The sequence below is a fragment of the Helicobacter pylori genome, assembly GCF_900120335.1.
Classification (GTDB): Bacteria; Campylobacterota; Campylobacteria; order Campylobacterales; family Helicobacteraceae; genus Helicobacter; species Helicobacter pylori_BU.
This window is the reverse complement of the sequence record NZ_LT635477.1, coordinates 1,052,254-1,071,144: the sequence shown is the minus strand read 5'-3', so window position 1 is coordinate 1,071,144 and position 18,891 is coordinate 1,052,254. Positions and strand designations below refer to the sequence as shown.

The 18,891-nt window shown below is 37.4% G+C and carries 9 protein-coding genes and 6 pseudogenes; 4 read left to right on the top strand and 11 right to left on the bottom strand.

What is annotated here, in order from left to right; translation table 11 throughout:
- Nucleotides 1–34: 34 nt before the first annotated feature.
- The 6 genes and pseudogenes from CS889_RS05205 to CS889_RS05165 form a co-directional block, all read right to left on the bottom strand.
- Nucleotides 35–1,434, bottom strand: a pseudogene (locus CS889_RS05205) (hypothetical protein).
- A gap of 3 nt (nucleotides 1,435–1,437) precedes the next feature.
- A pseudogene (locus tag CS889_RS05200) lies at nucleotides 1,438–2,595 on the bottom strand (hypothetical protein); the annotation flags it as partial.
- Between the two features lie 282 nt (nucleotides 2,596–2,877).
- A pseudogene (locus CS889_RS05185) lies at nucleotides 2,878–3,072 on the bottom strand (TrbG/VirB9 family P-type conjugative transfer protein); the annotation flags it as partial.
- Entirely contained in the window at nucleotides 3,072–4,058 is a 987-nt protein-coding gene (locus CS889_RS05180; protein WP_089087044.1) for a VirB8 family type IV secretion system protein, read from the bottom strand. The gene CS889_RS05180 and the pseudogene CS889_RS05185, both read right to left, overlap by 1 nt.
- 129 nt (nucleotides 4,059–4,187) lie before the next feature.
- Nucleotides 4,188–6,120: pseudogene (locus tag CS889_RS08375) on the bottom strand (type IA DNA topoisomerase).
- Nucleotides 6,113–8,057 (bottom strand): annotated as a pseudogene (locus CS889_RS05165) (VirB4 family type IV secretion/conjugal transfer ATPase); the annotation flags it as partial. The pseudogenes CS889_RS05165 and CS889_RS08375, both read right to left, overlap by 8 nt.
- A gap of 145 nt (nucleotides 8,058–8,202) precedes the next feature.
- Between CS889_RS05165 and CS889_RS08320 the strand changes: the two are divergent.
- The 3 genes and pseudogenes from CS889_RS08320 to CS889_RS05145 all read left to right on the top strand — a co-directional run bounded on the left by CS889_RS08320 (nucleotide 8,203) and on the right by CS889_RS05145 (nucleotide 10,959).
- Nucleotides 8,203–8,397: a hypothetical protein gene (locus CS889_RS08320; protein WP_172825156.1), complete on the top strand. Its 195-nt coding sequence runs from the start codon at nucleotides 8,203–8,205 to the stop codon at nucleotides 8,395–8,397.
- Nucleotides 8,398–8,536: 139 nt separating this feature from the next.
- Nucleotides 8,537–9,361, top strand: coding sequence for a small-conductance mechanosensitive channel MscS (gene mscS / locus CS889_RS05155; RefSeq protein WP_000343420.1), 825 nt, complete (start codon nucleotides 8,537–8,539; stop codon nucleotides 9,359–9,361).
- A 349-nt stretch (nucleotides 9,362–9,710) separates the two neighbouring features.
- Nucleotides 9,711–10,959 (top strand): annotated as a pseudogene (locus CS889_RS05145) (hypothetical protein).
- Between the two features lie 268 nt (nucleotides 10,960–11,227).
- Here CS889_RS05145 and ftsZ read toward each other — a convergent pair.
- The 3 genes from ftsZ to CS889_RS05130 form a co-directional block, all read right to left on the bottom strand.
- Nucleotides 11,228–12,385, bottom strand: coding sequence for a cell division protein FtsZ (gene ftsZ, locus CS889_RS05140; RefSeq protein ID WP_000233657.1), 1,158 nt, complete (start codon nucleotides 12,383–12,385; stop codon nucleotides 11,228–11,230).
- A gap of 127 nt (nucleotides 12,386–12,512) precedes the next feature.
- Nucleotides 12,513–13,994, bottom strand: coding sequence for a cell division protein FtsA (ftsA, locus tag CS889_RS05135; protein WP_089087042.1), 1,482 nt, complete (start codon nucleotides 13,992–13,994; stop codon nucleotides 12,513–12,515).
- A 14-nt stretch (nucleotides 13,995–14,008) separates the two neighbouring features.
- Entirely contained in the window at nucleotides 14,009–15,472 is a 1,464-nt protein-coding gene (locus CS889_RS05130) for a peptidylprolyl isomerase (protein ID WP_089087389.1), read from the bottom strand.
- A 129-nt stretch (nucleotides 15,473–15,601) separates the two neighbouring features.
- On the opposite strand from CS889_RS05130, the gene CS889_RS05125 reads away from it, so the two are divergent.
- Complete coding sequence (locus CS889_RS05125; protein ID WP_089087041.1) at nucleotides 15,602–16,930, top strand: adenosylmethionine--8-amino-7-oxononanoate transaminase; 1,329 nt, start codon at nucleotides 15,602–15,604, stop codon at nucleotides 16,928–16,930.
- A 183-nt stretch (nucleotides 16,931–17,113) separates the two neighbouring features.
- On the opposite strand, the gene gatC is transcribed toward CS889_RS05125, so the two are convergent.
- Both gatC and gpmI read right to left on the bottom strand, forming a co-directional pair.
- Nucleotides 17,114–17,395 carry an Asp-tRNA(Asn)/Glu-tRNA(Gln) amidotransferase subunit GatC gene (gene gatC / locus CS889_RS05120; RefSeq protein ID WP_089087040.1) on the bottom strand — a complete coding sequence of 94 codons (282 nt, stop codon included), beginning with the start codon at nucleotides 17,393–17,395 and terminating at the stop codon, nucleotides 17,114–17,116.
- Between the two features lie 14 nt (nucleotides 17,396–17,409).
- Nucleotides 17,410–18,885, bottom strand: a complete 1,476-nt coding sequence (gpmI, locus tag CS889_RS05115; protein WP_089087039.1) for a 2,3-bisphosphoglycerate-independent phosphoglycerate mutase — start codon at nucleotides 18,883–18,885, stop codon at nucleotides 17,410–17,412.
- Between the last annotated feature and the right edge of the window lie 6 nt (nucleotides 18,886–18,891).

Below are 18,891 nucleotides of genomic sequence, written 5' to 3'. Positions count from 1 at the left end.
ATATTTGACTAATTTCAACATAATAACCCTTATTTCAATACGGATTGAACGACTGGATATTATCAGAGCTTGGAGCTTCATTATTACTATTTAAATTCACGCCACTTGCCTTTCCTACACTACCATTAGGGAAACCATAAGCGTCTAATTTAGCCCTATAGACTTTCTCTATTTCTTGTTGTTTTTGTTTAAGATTTTCTTGATGCTCTTTGTCATCTTTTAGGGCGTCAGCAGGAATAATATCTTCAAAATATCCCATTTGTTGCTTGAATGTATAGCTTTGCATTTGCGCCATTAAACCTAGCGTCTTATTCATAAAACTTAAATTTTGAGCGATTTCTAAAGCAGTTTCTACGCTTAATTGCTGAAATCGGTGTTTGTAGTCATTGAACACTTTAGCGGCTGCTTCACCTTTTTTACCAGCAATATCCCTACTATAATCTAAATTAAGCTCATCAAATTGCGCTTTTAAGCGATTAACATTGAGCATGTTAGGGATGCACTCGCTTTTGCCATTTCTGTTTTCTTTCTTGCAATAACCTTTTTTAACATTCTCATCGTTGAACCCAAAAGTTTTAACGCCCAACTCATTATCCATTTGACTAAACGCTCTATCTTGGGAAGCTACAACAAGCTGTTTGATTTTCGCATACACATTTAGAGCGATTTGTCTTTGTAATTCTTCTTTTTCAGCTCTAAGTTTTTCATAAGCCGTATAGTCGTTATTGAGTAGAGCTAAAGTCATTTGGCTGTCTGATAATTGGATTTTTTTAGCCACTTCTAAATTGCCTTTTTGAATGCAAATGTATTCTAATAAGGCTCTGCCTCTAAGTCCAGCTCCTAAATCGTTCGCCGTGCTGATTTGAGTGTTACCTATGGCGTTAGCAAAATCCTTTAGAGCCTTTGTGTTAGCGCTTTCTTTCCCCTTGCTCGTGAAAAATTGGTGTAAATTTTTCTCTGTAGGGCTTGCGTCTTGACTGACATCCCAATTGAGTTCATGGCATTTTTCAGAGATGCGTTTGGCTGCAATTTGATTGCGTATATCATAGTTTTGTGCATTTTCTTTGATCTTTTCAGCATTAGCTTGAACTTGTTTGGCAAAACTTTGGATTTTTTCTACATACTGCATGGGATTGGGGATACTTAAAATACTGCCTGTTAGAAATTGATTGGTTTTGTTCAAAACATCATTCACTTTGTTGATGGAATTAAGCGTCTGATTAGCCCTGTCTAATGTGTCTTGAGCGAGCTTGATCCTTTCAGTGATAGTGGCTAAATGTTTAGCCCACTTGCTTTCATCCCATGCTCTTTTAGCACCATTCCAAGCGTTCTGCGTAGGATTATCCACAACCATAGCCACAGCGTTTAAGTGGTTAAAGCAATTACTAGTAACAGAATAAGGGATTTTTTTAAAAAAGTCTTCAACGCTTTCATGCCTTATCCTTGAAAAGGCCTGTAAATCAGTCTTTGAGCGCAAGAAATTTTATTGTCATGCCAACGATACCAATTTTTACCAATCTTTGTGTTTTCACTACAAATGCTGTATTGAGAGCAAAAGCCTTCACTTTGATTGAGGTAGTAATTAGACCAATCAATATAGCCTTGCGATTGTTTAAGATCATTATCCTTGTAATAACCTTGATGGATTTCTACATACTTCAAATAATCATTACTCAAATGCAATTCGTTTTTCAAAACGCTTTGAGTCCTGTTGATGGTGGTTTGAGTGGTGATAAGATTATAGGTTGTGGGGCTTTCATTATCTTGGGCTGGGCGTAAATAAGGTTGAGTGGTTTGAGTGGTAGTGGTTTTGTAAGTGGCGCTCCAATCGGTGATACTAGGATTAGTATGGAAATATTGCGGTTGGCAACGATTAACCCCATAAGGTTTTTGGCATTGTTCTCTCTCACCATAATTTTTCCTTTCTATCCTAAAATAATGGCTTGTAGTAATATCGCTCAAGACTTTAGAGCTAGACACGCCCACCACATAAGGGCTAACAACCGCACCGCTTTTAATCCCTGCTTCAAAATTACAGGGCGTAACTTCTACCCATTCGCCATTAAGCTTGTTATAGCTTTTTAGCATTGTAGGTCTTTTGGCTTCTAATTTAGCGTCATTGTATTCCCATTGACCGCATGCAAATTCTTGATATTGTGAGCTTAGTTGGGTGGCAATCCCACGATTTAAGATCTGTTGTTTGTTAGGGTTGCTAGGATCATTGTAATACTGATCCACTATAGGCGTTAAGGTTTGGGTTTTATCGTTTTTTTCATACCTAACAATCCTGTCTTGCACCCTTGCATAATCGCTGCAAGGCACAGCGACATGGATTAAATTATCCATCCCACGAAACACGATTTCAGTTTGAAAGGTTTGCGTTTTCCCCATGCCATAACCTTTAGCGCTTGTGGTTTGTAAAGCGCATTTGCTGTCATCTTTGTAAAGTTGCATGGCGTATTGAGCGCCTTGTAAATCCACACAACCACCGATATTTTGCGTTTTATTTTCCCTATCTACATAGTAGTATTGCGTTTGCTTGATAGCTTTACCGGCTTCAAAATCGTATCTATAAGCGCATTTAGTGTCATCTCGTGAAGTACCCAAACGCTAAAGACGATTGGGATTTCTAGGCTGATGTTGCCCGTAGGGAGAGTTTGGTTCTCACTCTGTGTCCCTATAGTAGGGATTTTACAGAGTTTGAGCTCCAACGCATCCCTACAGGTCTCACACATCATATCTCCAAAGGCGTAACTTTGCGCACTTCCTGCGCTAGATACGAATGTATGGGGATATTATACCACGAATTGGTAGCATTCATCCCAAACGCTAAAGACGATTGGGATTTCTGCTTGGGTGGTTTAAATCCATAAGCTATTTGGCTTTTTCTTTGTTTTCTTGCTCTTTGAAACTTTCTAAACTATCAGATTTTGCTGGGATAAGATTGTTGTTTTCTTTGCCATGTTCAAAAGAATTTGTAAGATCAGTTTCATTTGTGTTGTTCCTAAAAATATCCTCTTCAGCGCGAAGTAAAGCGCAGCACAAAAATAGCGATAGAGTAAATTTTTTCATTATTGTTCCTTAACATCTTTATACTGGCTCATGTGAGGGTCTTTTTTCTCGGTATGGATAATCCTAGATTTCACACCATCGTCTTTGACTTTATTTTTCTCATCTAAATCTTTTAAAATCGCAATTTCAGTTACATCATAACCTGTAACAATAAAGCCTGTAGGGTTTAAGGGAACAGATTTTGTATCAATTTCAATAGGTTCAAATTCAAAGGTCATAATTATTCTATAACGCTTTTCGCTTTCTAACCTTTCTTTATGAAAAAGTTGTGCGGATATTTCAATATTGGCTTGGGTTTTACTGATTAAAGCGATATTGATAATGCTAATTTTTCGTGTTAGATTCACATTAGTGTAAATGCTATGTTCATAAGAAACAAGTTTTTCAAAAAAATCCCATACTTCAAATGCGCTTTGCAACCTAATGGTTTTGTGAGCTATTTCGTTTTGCTCTTTTATACTTGAAATATTTTCTCTATTATTAACATAAGACGCCACCAATTGTCTCACAAGCGCTTGATTGGCGCGAATGCTCTTGTCTGCTCTTTGGACTATGGCAAAATTTTGTGTAGCGTTTGAAAAGGTTACCAAATAAGGCACTTTTTCTTTTAAGGGCAATAAGCATACAATAATAATGGCTTCTATAAGGGCTAGAGCAAAAAAGAACACCGCACTGCTAAAAATCCAATCGCCAATTTTACGCTCTGCTTGAAAAAGCACATCAGCTTCTTTGACTCCATCAAATAACATAGTGCTTTGTAACATATCACGCTTTTTTAAACCAACTTTTTTTAAAAATCCATTGAGTGTTTTTTCTCTTTGTGTCTTTTGTTGCTCTTTGGCTTTAGATTTGACTTGTTCTTCAAGATCTTCTTCGTTTATTGCTTTAGCCTTAACATGTTTTTCCCAATCATCGCCATATTTTTCTTTTAATCTTTCTTCTAAAACCTTAGGCAACTCCCATGCGCTCACGCAAACTTTTTCCATTTTATGCCTTAAAGCCTTTTTGAAGATTTTCTAAGTTCGCACAAGGGCTTTTATACATTTCATATTGTTTATTGGAACAACCCATAAGAATAATGACTGCATAACAAATAGATACAAGTTTTAATACCATCACTTATCCTTTTTGGGCATTTTTTTACTATGTTCTTCTATAAACTTCATGCACGCAAACTTGTCTTTTTTTGTCATATCAGAAGCTTTTATTTGAAGAGTTTTTTCTATAGTTTCTACAAAATTAAGCTGTTTTTCAGTGGGAGGTATCGTTTCTTTTTTGTAGCAGAAGCGTTGTCATTGCTATTATTTCTATATAAGTTAGAAATTTCTGTGCCTAATTTCTTTTGGATATTTTGCATTAAATCAAGATAAGCGCTTTTACCATCTTTTATAATCACATCTAGCATTTCTTCTAATTTTTTGGTAAAACTATCATCCACTTTAGAAATAGCAATCCATTGTGTTTGGCTATCATTTAAGAAGAAATCAACGATGCTTTTACCCAAAGCTGTGGGCGTGATTTTTCTATTTTTGCCCTCTAATGTGATGTAATTTTTGTTTTTTAGGATCTCAAATACACTTGTATAAGTGCTAGGTCTTCCTATGCCATAGGTCTCCATCATTGCAATAAAAGTGCTTTCAGTATAAGGGCTAGGGGATTTAGCTTTTATTTCTTTGATATTGAAATCTAAAATAGGCATTTGAGTTTTTAATTGCAAGCTTGAAAAATCAATATCGCTTTCAACCCATTCTTCATCTTTCTTTTCTTCTTCTAAGTCTTTAATCGCTTTAAAACCTTTAGATTTGAGTTGGCTAAAACTGCATTTAAAGCTGCGCGTTTTTACCTTAAAGTGTAAAGTTGTGTTTTCATAAATAGCGTTTTTACTTTGAGAACAAATGGTGTTAAAAAAGATAAGCGTATAAACTTTTAAATCATCAATATCTGTAATATTGTGTTCCTCACACACTTTTTTAAGATCTTCATAGCAGTGAGGGTGTGTAATTCTTATAGCCTCATGCACTTCAGCTTGCGAATTTTTACCAGCCCTATATTCTCTGTATTCATACACGCTAGGATAAATACCTTCAAAAACGCTTTATGTTCTTGCAAGTATTCTTTACTTAACGCTTCGCTATCGGTGCAAATATAAGTAATCAATCCAGCTTCAAAAAGTTTTTGGGCGTGTTCTTGGATTTGCTTAACGCCCATTTCTAAAATTCTAACCCCATCTTTTAAAAGATTGGAAGTGGTGAAAGGTTTAGGTGGAGCTTTTTCTTTATCTTTTTGCTCTATTGCGTCTAAAAAAGCTAATGGGTTAAGATTGTTTTTTAAGTCATTTAAAAAGTTTTGGGCTAATTCTTTGGTCTCAAACACTTTCCTTTTATCCTCTTCTACTAAAGCAATAGAGATTTGAGAACCTAGCGCATCAATAATAGCTTCTATGCTATAACTTAATTTCTCATCATTATTTTTTTGCTCAAAGGCTTGGATTTTTTTGTCTAATTCTACTAAAATGGAAAGAGTAGGGGTTTGAACCCTACCAGCACTCACTTCAAAATTCTTAATATTTTTGCGCAAATAAGGCGTTAAAGTAAAACCTATAAATTGATCGCTTACAATCCTACCTAGCCAGCTATAATAGAGATTGAGATTGCTTTGAGAAAATAGCATAGCATTATTCAAGCCTTTTTCCACACCGCTTTTTGTGATTTCATGAAACTCCGTGCGATAAATTGTTTTAGCCAGATTTTTGATTTTTTCATAAAATTTATAGCCTATGCCATAACCTTCTCTATCAGGGTCAGTAGCAATATAGACTACTTTGTCTTTACATTGATTGATCATGTGGTTGATATGAGTGGATCTATCTTTTTTCTTATCTGTGCTTTTTTTGATTTCAAAAATAGGGTTAAATTCTTTACTCACTTCAATATTGATTAGCTCAACAAAATGCCCACCAGTCGCAAAAACAAATGAACTTCCTGTTAATTCTTTGATTTTAGCGATTTTATTAGGACTTTCTATGATAAATACGCAGTTTTTATACATATTGAACTTTCTCGCTTTCTTTTTTAATTTTTAAATACTCTTCCTTATAAGTTTCTTGGTTTGTTTTTTTAAGGTCATTGAGGATTTTTCTATTACCAGCATTGCTATCAAGGATATAAAGTAGTTCTTGCAAATCTTTTTTTAAATCAATTTCAATAAAAGCTGAAGCGTTTGTAACGATATTTTTCACTAGCACTTGTCTGGCTCTCATGTCCGTGTTGTGTAAGAAATTGATTTCGCTATCGCTTAATGGGACGCCACATTCTATTAATTCATCAGTATCTTTTGTGGGGTAGATAATCACTTGAGAAAGGTTGCCTATCAAACTCTTTGCTTTATTAATGCCTAATTCTTTGACTTGAGATATTTTTTGAAACGCCATGCAAAGTGTTCCGTTGATCTTTCTAGCTTGAGCGAGCGCGTTAGTGATATAGGCAAACATTATTAGGATGCATAATGTAGTCTTTAGTTTCATCAATGAATAGAAAAAAAGGTTTGTTGTGTTCCTTTGCTTCAAAAAACAATTTGTGGAACAAATACATAGCAATTAGCCCCATAAGTTTTTTATCATTAGCAAAAGCATCCATATTGATCACGCTTAAAGGGCTTTTAGAAAAATCCAAACAATCTTGAAATTTTTTAAAATAGACTTTTTCCCCTTGTGATTTTAAAATCTCATTAAAATCTTGTTCGCTAGATCCTAAATTTTTGGCAATTTCTAATAAGTTGATTTGATTTTTCTGGCCGCCCATGTAATTATAAGTATCTCTAATAACCTTATCTATAGACTGAGAAGCCTTATTATCTTGTTGGTTATCGCTATCAATATTGAGCATGAATTTAATCCAGTTTGCCAGAAATTGCCTATTTTCTTCTGTATTTTTTAAACTAAAAGGATTGATGTAAAAACCACCATCTGTATTAGCGGTATTGTATTGACCTTCAAAAAAGTCAGTCATAATCTCTAAACCATTCATTCTGTCAAGAGCTACCACGCTCATATCGTATTTAGTCAGTAAATTGGCGATTAAAAAACTAATAAAAGTAGATTTACCACTTCCTGTGCTACCAATTATCATGGTATGCCCTACAACATTATCATTTTTATCTTTACCCTGTTTAGCTTGAAAATTGAAAAAGTGGGCTGATCCATTTTGATTTTTAAACACGCTGACAGGACAATCTCCCCAACTATTTTCTTTAAAGCCTTCTTGGTATTTTTCAAACATGATCAAACTAGCAATATTTTGACTAGTTTGAGGTCTTAGGCGTGAATTTAAAAAATTTCTTTCAGGAAAAAATGAGAAAAATATAGGACGCATGTTGATGCTTTCTAAAACCGCTGAAAAGCCTTCTTTTTTCAAAGTGTTATATACAATAATTGATTTTTTATCTAATTCTTTTTTAGAATTAGCAAAAACCATAATTGATAAACTAACTTTTTGTATTTGCGCTCTGTCGGTAGAAACCATTTGCTCTAAATATTCTATATTTTGATAGCTAATATCTTTAGAGCGTTTTTTACGCTCTCTAATGAAAAACAAAGCTCTTTCTTTATCCATAGCTTCTATGGTAAGCAAAATGTCTAAATTAAACTTTTCACACAAAAGATTAGATAAAGCCAAAGAAGTGATATTATCCACATCATAAGCTTTCACAGCAATAAAACGCTTAAAAGTCTCTATTCCGTTATAGTCATGTATAAAGTGGTCTTTTTTAAAATATAAATGAGATTGGATATTCCCATCGCTCAATCGTCCTTGTTTGTATTTGAAATCACAATAATGACCATTACAATATTCAGCGTATAAATTCAATAGATCGTCTGAACTTAAAAATTTAGACTCAAAGTCTGTTAATACAGAACTCATCTTATTTAAAATCTCAGCTAAAAGAGTCGCTTTATCTTGCAATTCTTTATTTTCTACCCCATTCTTTGAGAAAAAGGAAGGAGCGGGTTATAAGCCTTATAAAAGAGATCAAAGGATTAAAGTAGCTAACCACACCAATATTGACCAAAATTGAGAAATCCCCAACTCCCCTAAATTCCTAAAGAATTACTCAGAGATTTTTAAACACACCATAGCTTTTATGCGAAAATCTTATAGAGCGGTATCTGTTGATAGCGTAACGATAAAATCCATTAAAGCCAAGCTAAGGGATAACCATTACCATAAAGTGAGTGGTAGCCATCAAGTTGGGGGTGTGCGTAAAGTAATCTCTAGTTTCAACACTCAAAAACCCTTTTTCATTAGACAGCATCTTAAAAGCCACTGAATTTATCGCTAACGCTGGATTGAGCGTTTGAGTTGTGGTAATAAGGTTAGTCCTAAACATGCTAACATGTCAAATTAGCTATATAAGGATAAGTTATCTTGTCTCTGTTAGCGATTTTGTGATTTGCAAGGAAAGATTTATGGATGAAATTAAAACGCTGTTAGTGGATTTTTTCCCGCAGGCAAAGCATTTTGGGATAATCTTAATCAAGGCTATTGTTGTCTTTTGTATAGGTTTTTATTTTTCGTTTTTCTTACGGAACAAAGCCATGAAACTCTTATCCAAAAAGGATGAGATTTTGGCGAATTTTGTCGCGCAGGTTACTTTTATCTTAATCCTTATCATCACTACAATCATCGCGCTCAGCACGCTAGGCGTCCAAACCACTTCTATTATCACTGTTTTAGGAACGGTGGGGATCGCGGTGGCGTTGGCTTTAAAAGATTACCTTTCAAGCATTGCTGGAGGGATAATCCTTATTATTTTACACCCTTTCAAAAAAGGAGACATCATTGAAATCTCTGGCCTAGAGGGCAAAGTAGAAGCGCTTAATTTTTTTAACACTTCTTTACGCTTGCATGACGGGCGCTTGGCGGTTTTACCCAATAGAAGTGTCGCTAATTCTAATATTATCAATAGCAATAACACTGCGTGTCGGCGCATTGAATGGGTCTGTGGGGTAGGGTATGGGAGCGATATTGAACTGGTGCATAAGACTATAAAAGATGTTATTGACGGGATGGAAAAAATTGATAAAAACATGCCCACTTTCATTGGAATCACGGATTTTGGACAAAGTTCGCTGAATTTCACTATTAGGGTTTGGGCAAAGATTGAAGACGGGATCTTTAATGTGAGGAGCGAACTCATTGAACGCATCAAAAACGCCCTGGACGCTAATCGTATTGAAATCCCTTTCAACAAGCTAGATATTTCTATCAACAAACAAGACTCTTCTAAGTGATTGGCGTGAGACGCGTTGATTATGATGGTTGATTTTAAAGGATAACCCATGTCAAGCGATTTCAAAAACATTTTCATCGGTGCGAATAATTCTAAACGCACCAAGTTTGACTTATTGGATAGCAAAAAAAGCCCCTATCAATTCCCATTCGTTGTCATCTGTCATTGATGCTAAAATCTCAAGGAATATTAAGGAAGCTAAAAAACAGCTACCTCTCTCAAAATTTCTGTCAAAATCCTAACCAATCTTTATTGGCTCAACTAAACGAGTATGATAAGAAAAGTCAGCGTTAAAGAACGGCGCAAGTAATAGAGTGGTATCATTAAACAATAACAAAAAGGAGCGAGTTATGCTATTGAACTATGATTTTTTAGAAAGAATGGAAGGCTCTAAAGTCAGAGCCATTGATGAGAAAATGAAATTTCTGCATTGTTCGAACAGCATTGACAGGTTGATTTTAAGTTATAAGATGAACCCCATTAAAGGCTCTACTATTGAGAGCGCCAATCTTTCTAGGGTGGTGAGTAAGATTAAAAGCGGACTACCCTTTGGGACTATCTCGGCGTTTAGACCTTTTAAACCTGAATTTATTACTGATTTTACTGAAGAGGAACGAGAAAAACTGATTGAAGCGTATAAGAGCGGTTATAAACATTCTAAAGCAGACCGAGTAGCCAAAAATTGGAATGACGACCCTAATTCCATAGACGCCTATTATGATGCTGACGCCTTTTTGAGAGGTAATGGAACCATCTACGCCAAACTCTGTAAGGGGTTAGGGAAACCTTTTGTTAATAAATTCTTAAATCCTAAAAGTGAAACCCCAATGAAAGGCTTTATGTCCAGTAAGGAATTTGTCAAAAGATACCGCTACACAAGCAAGGATAATATGGAAAGGACACGACAGCCGAAATCATTTTTAAACTTTAAGCGGGATTTTCTGGGTTATATTGAAATGGTAGGGTATCGGAAAGAGAGCCTAAAAGATGGCCTTTTAACTGATAAAGAAACGAGCTTTATTGGTGTTAGCTAGAGCGTTTAGTCAAGCGGCTATTTGCTATTGTCAAAACACAAGCGCTAATGAAGTGGATTTAATCAGCGCTGAACCTGGTAGTTATGGTGAAGTGTGGGATACATTCAATGGTATTGCTTTTTCAGTGCCTGCACAATTACCTCAATCTCTCACACGATTAAAAGACAAGGTTTATACCTTTTTCAAAAAACAACCTGATAGCGGTTATGGCATAGATTTTGGTGGAATCGCTAAAACGCAAATCAAAGCAGCTATCTTACCTATTGATAGGCTTAGTGAACCTTTTGAGAGCTATATTGTAGGCTCTATCAAAGGGAGACAGAATATGGCTCGTGCGTATGGATACCCTAAAGTTTTTACCATTGATGAGGTGAATGAATGGGAAAAAGAAACCATTGAAAGCCGAGACTATGAGAGGCGGAATTTGAGTAAGACTTATAGATTGAGCGCGAAACAAAACCTTGAAATCATTAAAATCTCTAACGCTCTGGCACAAGGTAAGAGCGTGAGCGTTGGCTTTATTGCGAGCGTGTTAAACAATACCAACAAGCCTAACAACAAGTAGAGAAAACCCATCTCTTATCTATGCGTTGGATAAAGATATAACCTATAACGGCTTTCTAGCGTTTCATTAACAATAGGGGGTATTTGCGATGATTTCCCTTTAAAGCGCTTTAAAATCCCCCAAACGCTTAAAGGTCAGCACACCCAAAGCTTTTTGATTTTATCCTAAATTTTTATTATTAATGATCAATGAGAGCAAACCCAACAAACCGCTTCATCATAGCCCTATATAGCCCTATAAAAATAGGGGAGGAAAGCAAGATCTGCAATCAATCTTGTTGGATCCTTATGGTTGTGGGTATGGACAGCTCTTCTTCAGTAGGGATTCTTAAATACTCGCCATTGCCCACTTTCCTTGTTGGCTTCACCACAGGTTGAGAAGGCGTAGCGATAGATTCCAAACCCGCTCCATTGCTGTTTCTTTCAGAACCGGTCGCAATGATAGTAACGCGCACATGATCAATGGGGATATTCTCGCTCGTGTGCTGTCCAAACTTAACATCAACATCTTGGTGGGCTTGATCTTGAATGAAATCGCAAGCTTGAGAATAAGCCATCATGGGATAGTCAGGGTGGTGCTCAAAAAAGACGATAATGCTCTTAGCCCCTTCAATGGAAGCGTCATCAAGAAGAGGCGATTGGATCGCGTTTTGCACCGCTAATTTAGCGGAATCTTCGCCAGTGGCTTCACCAATACCCATTAATGCAAAGCCTTTAAAACCAAGAGCGCTCTTTAAATCGGCAAAATCAACGTTGATATTACCGGGTTTGGTGATAATCGTAGAAATGCCGCTCACAGCCCTAACCAAGACATCATCAACTTCCCTATAGCATTCCGTGGTGCTAGCGTTTTTTTTCATGGTGAGAAGGATTTTATCGTTAGGGATAACCAAAATAGAATCGCTAGATTGTTCCAATTCTTTCAATCCCTCTTCAGCCCTCTTCCTTTTTTGATTCCCCTCATATTTGAAAGGCTTAGTAACGATAGCGATCGTGAGCGCTCCCACTTCTTTTGCGATTTTGACAATAGTAGGGGTGGCTCCAGTCCCAGTCCCTCCTCCAAGTCCTGTAGAGACAATGACTAATTTCGCGTCTTTAATCGCTTCCCTAATTTCATCAGCGCTTTCTTCAGCGGCTTTTTTACCAATATCAGGAACCCCTCCAGCGCCTAAACCTCCGGTAGATTCTTTGCCTAAAAGGATTTTAACTGGGGCGGGATTGTTTTTGAGGTGTTGGCCATCAGTGTTTGTTGCAATGGGGGTCACATCTTGATGCACGCCGTATTCAACCAGGTGTTTAATCATATTAGACCCTCCACCTCCAACACCAACAACGACAATCTTAGCCCCTTTGTAAGCTGGATCGCTTACTTCTTCAATGCTCGCTTGACCGATATTATAATTTTCCATCTCTGATTGATGAACCATAGCCACTTTCCCCTTGTGACGATTTTTGCAAATCTTAAACTTTGTATAGATAGTTAGGGATTATACCATGTTTTCTAGCTTTTGATAACTATCAAGCCGTTTTATCGCATAAAGAAATCGCTATATCTTAAAAGATTTTAGAAATCTTATCCAAGAGGTTTTGAAAAAAACCTTTTTGTTCAGTGGGTTTTATGGGCAAGAAGTCGTCATTTTTAGCGGTGTTTAAAGGAGCACTAGGGGTTTTTAAATCGCTTAAATTCCTCTCTGTGGGCGATGAATGGATGTGGGGGGTAGGGTTTGATTGGTGGGCTTTTCTTATATAATCATCGCTTTCATGATAGCGGATAACCCCTTTAGAATCCCTTTCATAATTGGTATGCCCCCCTGCTTTGTATAAAATCAAGCCGACCACGACTGAAAAGCGAGGATCTTTCAAGTCTTCAAACATGCCCATGATATTGTATTTTTCCACAGGGGTTGCCAAACGAACAGGGTAATTAGTGAAATGGGTTCTGGCTAATTCCTTGATCCCTTTCATTAAAGCCATGCCACCGGTTAACACAACGCCCCCACCCAAATGCTCTTCTAAACCGCTATCTTGAATGCTCCTGTGGATGATTTTAAAGGTTTCTAAAGCCCTTTCCCTCATGATAGTTTGGATTTCACTAAGCGGCACAATATGGCTTTCATTGCCATCTGAGCCGGTGGTAGGGATTTGGACACTTTGAGAGGGCGTTTCTGTGCCGCTTTCAAAAGAAAGATCCCCGTATTTGATCTTAACTTCTTCAGCGTAAGGGAATGGGGTATTGAGCATGTGCGATAAATCCGTGGTTAAATGGTGAGAGCCTACGGGTAAATATTTGTTATAGCGTATGGAATTGCCGCTATAAATCGTAAGGTTGCATGTCTCTCCGCCCATATCCACGCAAGCCACGCCCAATTCCCTTTCGTCATTAGACAAGGTGGCAATCGAGGCTGCATAAGAATTGATCACGATGTTTTCAATCTCTACCCCAGATTGGATCATGATTTTTTCTAAATTTTCAATGTTGTTTTTTTCTGTATAGACAATGTGGATAAAGACTTCTAAGCGAGTCCCGCTCATCCCTAAGGGGTCATTCACTTCCTGTTTGTCTAAAGTGAAGCGATAAGGGAGGGCATGCAAAATGTGTTTGTCGTTATCCAAGCCTGCTTTAGCGCATGCGTTATTGATAGCGCGATTGATTTCATCTATAGTAACCACATTGTCTTTAGTGCTGGCTACACCGGTAACATCTCTAATGCTTTCGGTATAAGCCCCAGAAAAAGAAACGATCGCCTTAGTTTTAGGGTGATACGATTCTCTAAAGGAGGAAATGGGGTTATTCCTGTCTTCATCAGCGTTCAAACCTGCCATTTTTTTAGCGCTATTAATCACTTCCTTAATGGCGTTAGAAGCGTGAGCAAGGCTATTGATACGCCCTCTTTTAATGGCTTTTGAATTGATTTCTTTAGAGTCTTGATGAGCCGTGCCAATGATGCGTAAAATCCCGTCTTTAAATTCAGCCACTATGGCGCAAATCTTTCTAGAGCCTATATCAACCCCTATAACGATTTCTTTATGTTCCATGATTTCCCCTTGCATTATTGAATGTATTTGACTATCTTATAGCGTTTTTTCAATTCTTCTATCAACGCTTTATCAAAAAAATCCGTTTTAGTGTTATTGACTAAACGCTGCATGTATTGGCTTTCTTCTGCGCTAAAGGGGTGGTTGAAATTTTGCTCTGTGATTTGATAAAGCACCACTTTATTACCTATGGTTACAAACCCCTTTTTTTCCTGGCGGTTAAAAAGGGTGCTGATAAACTTCGCACTCTCTTCTTGATTCAGCTCATTGATAGTGCCTCCAAAATTAGGGCTTACATAGCCCACGCTTTTCCCTTTAAAATCCTTAAGTTTTTCTTTAGCTAAAGTTTGCAACGCCATAAGGGTTTTTTCTTGAATTAAACGGGTTTTAAGAGCGCTTTTGGCTTCATCAAAATTTTGCAATTCGTCTTTAACTTGAGAGACAAGCTGCACCACGATAAAACCATCTTTGAAAGGCTCTGGTTTTAGGACTTCAAGGGGCTTGAGAGCGGTGAGTTTTTGCGTGATTTCAGCAGTATAGGGGGAGTTGTTTTCTTCAAAATCTTGCGTGGTGTAGTTTTGTGCGTTCGCTTTTTTTAGAGCGATATAACTCCTTAAGGCTTTTTCATTCGCTTTTTGCATGCTTAAATCATGCTTGACTTGCTCTTGAACGCTTTTAAAATCCTGTAATTTCCCCTCTTTGTCCAAATAAGACACCTTGTTTTTATGGTAGTATTCCTCCAACTCTTTCAAATCAGTTTTTTCTAAACTAGCGTCAAAATATAAAGAGCGTGTTTTAAAGCTTGTGGGCTTTTTAAAATCCTTTCTATGGTTTTCATAATATTTTTTCATCTCTTCTTCATTGAGAGAGATTTTAACATCATCAGGGTTTAGGATAAGAATGTCTAATTTGTCTTGCAATTTTGCCCAAAGCGATAGGCTGGATTGCTCCAAAGGGGTGGTGGTTTTGGGGAATAGAGCGCTGATTTTTTGAAGGATTAAAAGCCTTTCAACGCTTTCTTCAAAGTGTTTGGGGCGGTAATGGCTTTGTTTTAAGATATTTTTATACAATTCTTCATCAAAAACGCCATCTTTTTGAAAAACGCTCGTTTTTCTGATCTCTTTGGCCACTTCTTGCTTGGTAGCACCAAGCCCTAAATCTAAAGCGAAATTCCTCAATAAAGCTTGATTGATGAGCGAATCTAGAGCGCTTTTTTCCAAATGCATGGCTTTGATTTGATCTTCGGTGAGTTCTTTAAAATCAGGGATAGACTCAGCATAAGCGTCTTTAAGGCGGCGGTATTCTTGGGCTAATTCTTCTTGAGAAATCTTAATCTGTCCAACTTTGGCAGCACTATCGCTATCTAAAGAGAAGCTGTATTGCCCCCAGCCTATCATCCCAGCAGCAATAAAAGCGATCGTGCTTATCCATATTGTAACCACTAAATACTTTCTATGATTTTGCATCCATTCAATCATAAGAACTCTAATCCCTTTTAAAAAATCAAAAATGTGAAATTCAGGTTTAAACAACCTTATAGTAAAATCAAATAACCTTATTTTAACCAAAGGTTATTAAAATTATCCTTATTATAGAGAGTTTTTAACATGAATTTTCAAGAAAATCTGGCCGCTTTGGATTTAGAATACCTTTGGCACCCTTGTTCGCAAATGCAAGAGCATCAAAATTTCCCCGTTATCCCCATTAAAAAGGCTCAAGGGATTTACCTCTATGATTTTAACGATAACGCCTACATGGATTTAATCAGCTCATGGTGGGTGAATCTTTTTGGGCATAATAACGCCTACATCAGCCAGCAGCTTAAAAATCAAATTGATGATTTAGAGCATGTCCTTTTGGCTTCTTTTAGCCATAAACCCATCATCACGCTCTCTCAAAGGCTTTGCCAGCTCACCGGTATGGATAAATGCTTTTATGCGGATAACGGCTCATCTTGTATTGAAATCGCTTTGAAAATGAGCTATCACGCCCATTTTTTAAAAAACCAAACGCGCCCTAAAAAGCTTTTTTTATCGCTTTCTAATTCCTATCATGGCGAGACTTTGGGAGCGTTAAGCGTGGGCGATGTGAAACTTTATAAAGACACTTATACCCCCTTATTGCTCAAAAATCTCATCACGCCCGTGCCTAAAAACGACAGCGAGATAGAAAATAGCTTGAACGCTTTAAAGCGTTTGTTGGATAAGCATGGTGAAGAAATTTGCGCCTTCATTGCAGAGCCGCTTTTGCAATGCGCAGGGAATATGCATATTTATAGCGCGAAATATTTAAAACAAGCCGTTTTATGGTGCAAGCAAAAAAACATCCACATTATTTTTGATGAAATCGCTACCGGGTTTGGGCGCACAGGGAGCATGTTTGCTTATGAGCAATGCGGAATTAAGCCTGATTTTTTATGCTTGTCTAAAGGGATTAGTGGGGGGTATTTGCCTTTAAGCGCACTATTAACGCATAATGAAATCTATAACCAATTTTACGCCCCCTATGAAGAAAATAAAGCGTTTTTGCATTCGCACAGCTACACAGGAAACGCTCTAGCATGCGCATGCGCGAACGCCACGCTGGATATTTTTGAAAAAGAAAATGTTATTGAAAAAAACAAGGCTTTGAGCGAGTTTATTTTTAGCGCGCTCCAAAACGCGTTAAAAGACTTGATAGAGCAACAAGTGGTGTCTAATCTAAGGCATTTGGGCATGGTCTTTGCCTTTGAAGTTTTTCTTCAAACCAAAGAGCGTTTGAGTTTAGCGGTTTTTAAAAAAGCTCTAAAAAAAGGTCTGTTATTACGCCCTTTAAACAACACGATCTATCTCATGCCCCCTTATATTATCACGCATGAAGAAATCAAAAAGGCGATTGCAAGGTTAGTGGAAATTCTTGATGAGTTAAAAAAGGCTGAAAGTGCTTTTAAAAAATAAAATATAATAAAGCTTAATTTTAGTCAAGCGATAGCTTTTTTGTCTGTTTGATTTCAAAAATCAAGCTTTTAACCTGATATGAAACCTATTCAATCAAACCTATTCAATCAAACCTATTCAATCAAACCTATTCAATCAAACCTATTCAATCAAACCTATTCAATCAAACCTATTCAATCAAACCTATTCAATGATTTTAGGCACAACGAAGTAATGATCCTGGCTGTGTTTGTTTTGGCTTAAAATATCTTTAGCGATGTGGGGTTGGCTTTTGGGTTCGTCTTCTCTTAAAAGGGTGCTAAGATGCGTATCTGTTTTTAGATTATTAGTTTCTAAAGCGAAGATGTTTTCTACAAAGCCTAAAATCTCCGCCAAATGGCCTTTAACGCTCTCTTTATGCTCGTCTTTAATCTCTAACATGCTCAATTTTTCTAAGCGTTGCAATAATGCGTCATCAATTTGCATTCTTTTCCTTTAGTTTAAAATAAGGGTTCGTCCATCGTTGCTGGGGCTTTAAGGCCCATGAGTTTTAACACGCTGCTAGCGATATTGTTTAACGCCCCATTTTTAATGGATTTGACTCCATTCCCTAAAACAAAGCAATACACGCTACCGGCAGTGTGGTTGGTTAAGGGGTTTTGGTTTTCATCTTTCATGCGCTCGCAATTCCCATGATCGCTTGTTAAAAGCATGGCGTAATCCAATTCTTTAGCCAGTGAAAGGATCTCCCCTAAACATGCATCCACCGCTTCTACCGCTTTAACACTCGCTTCAAAATTCCCTGTATGCCCCACCATGTCGCCATTAGCAAAATTCACAATGATCAAATCCGTCCCTAATCTCATTTGCTCCAACACCGCAAGGGTCACTTCTTTAGCGCTCATTTCAGGCTTTAAGTCATAAGTGGTAACTTTTGGGCTTTGGATAAGCACCCGGTTTTCATTTTTAAAAGGCGTCTCCACTCCGCCATTGATGAAAAAGGTTACATGCGCGTATTTTTCAGTTTCAGCGATATGGCTTTGGGTCAGGTTGTGTTGAGACACCACTTCAGCGAGCGTGTTTTGAACGCTTTCTTTAGGGAATAAAACAGGGTAAGGGAAGGCGTTATCATAAGGCGTCATGGTAGCAATATGGAGGTTTTTAAAAGCTTGACGCTTGAAGCCGTTAAATTCCTTTTGGCCTAAAGCGCTCACGATTTCTCTAGCCCTATCATTCCTGAAATTGATAAAAATAAAGCTTTCATCATCTTGCATGCCGCAATAATTTTCAAAACAAGCGGGCATGATAAATTCATCGGTAATGTTTTTATCGTATTGGCTTTGGATATATTCGCTAGGGCTTAAAGGCGTGTGATTAAGCCCCATTAGGCTGTTATACGCAAGCTCAATCCTTTCAAAGCGATTATCCCTATCCATCGCATAAAAACGACCGCCTATAGTAGCGATTTGAATGTTTTCATTGCAGATACTTTGCATCTGTTTTAAATAAGTTAAAGAGCTTTTAGGGGCGACATCGCGCCCATCGGTGATTAAATGCAAACAGACTTTTTTATGGGATTTTTCACACTCTAAAGCCAGGGCGATAAAATGCTCAATGTGTGAATGCACGCCTCCATCGCTCATTAAACCCATAAGATGCACGACCTTACTTTTTTGGATCGTGTTTAAAAAAGCGGGGTTGTTTTTTAGCTCATCGTTTTGAAGGCTTAAAGAAATTTTGACTAAATCCTGATAAAGCACCCTACCAGCCCCAATGCACATATGCCCCACTTCAGAATTTCCCATTTGCCCCTTAGGCAAGCCCACGCTCAAGCCATGCGTATCAATCAGGCTATAGGGCAAGGTTTTAAACATCAAGTCATAAGTGGGTTTTTTGGCATGGAAGAAAGCGTTATGATCGCTATCTTTACGATACCCAATGCCATCAGTGATAATCAAAAGAGTTTTTTGCACCATTTTTAG

Coding starts and splice junctions, on each gene's coding strand:
- CS889_RS05180 (WP_089087044.1), bottom strand. CDS start 4,058: ATGGAAAAAGTTTGCGTGAGCGCATGGGAGTTGCCTAAGGTTTTAGAA.
- mscS (WP_000343420.1), top strand. CDS start 8,537: ATGGATGAAATTAAAACGCTGTTAGTGGATTTTTTCCCGCAGGCAAAG.
- ftsZ (WP_000233657.1), bottom strand. CDS start 12,385: ATGGTTCATCAATCAGAGATGGAAAATTATAATATCGGTCAAGCGAGC.
- ftsA (WP_089087042.1), bottom strand. CDS start 13,994: ATGGAACATAAAGAAATCGTTATAGGGGTTGATATAGGCTCTAGAAAG.
- CS889_RS05130 (WP_089087389.1), bottom strand. CDS start 15,472: ATGATTGAATGGATGCAAAATCATAGAAAGTATTTAGTGGTTACAATA.
- CS889_RS05125 (WP_089087041.1), top strand. CDS start 15,602: ATGAATTTTCAAGAAAATCTGGCCGCTTTGGATTTAGAATACCTTTGG.
- gatC (WP_089087040.1), bottom strand. CDS start 17,395: ATGCAAATTGATGACGCATTATTGCAACGCTTAGAAAAATTGAGCATG.
- gpmI (WP_089087039.1), bottom strand. CDS start 18,885: ATGGTGCAAAAAACTCTTTTGATTATCACTGATGGCATTGGGTATCGT.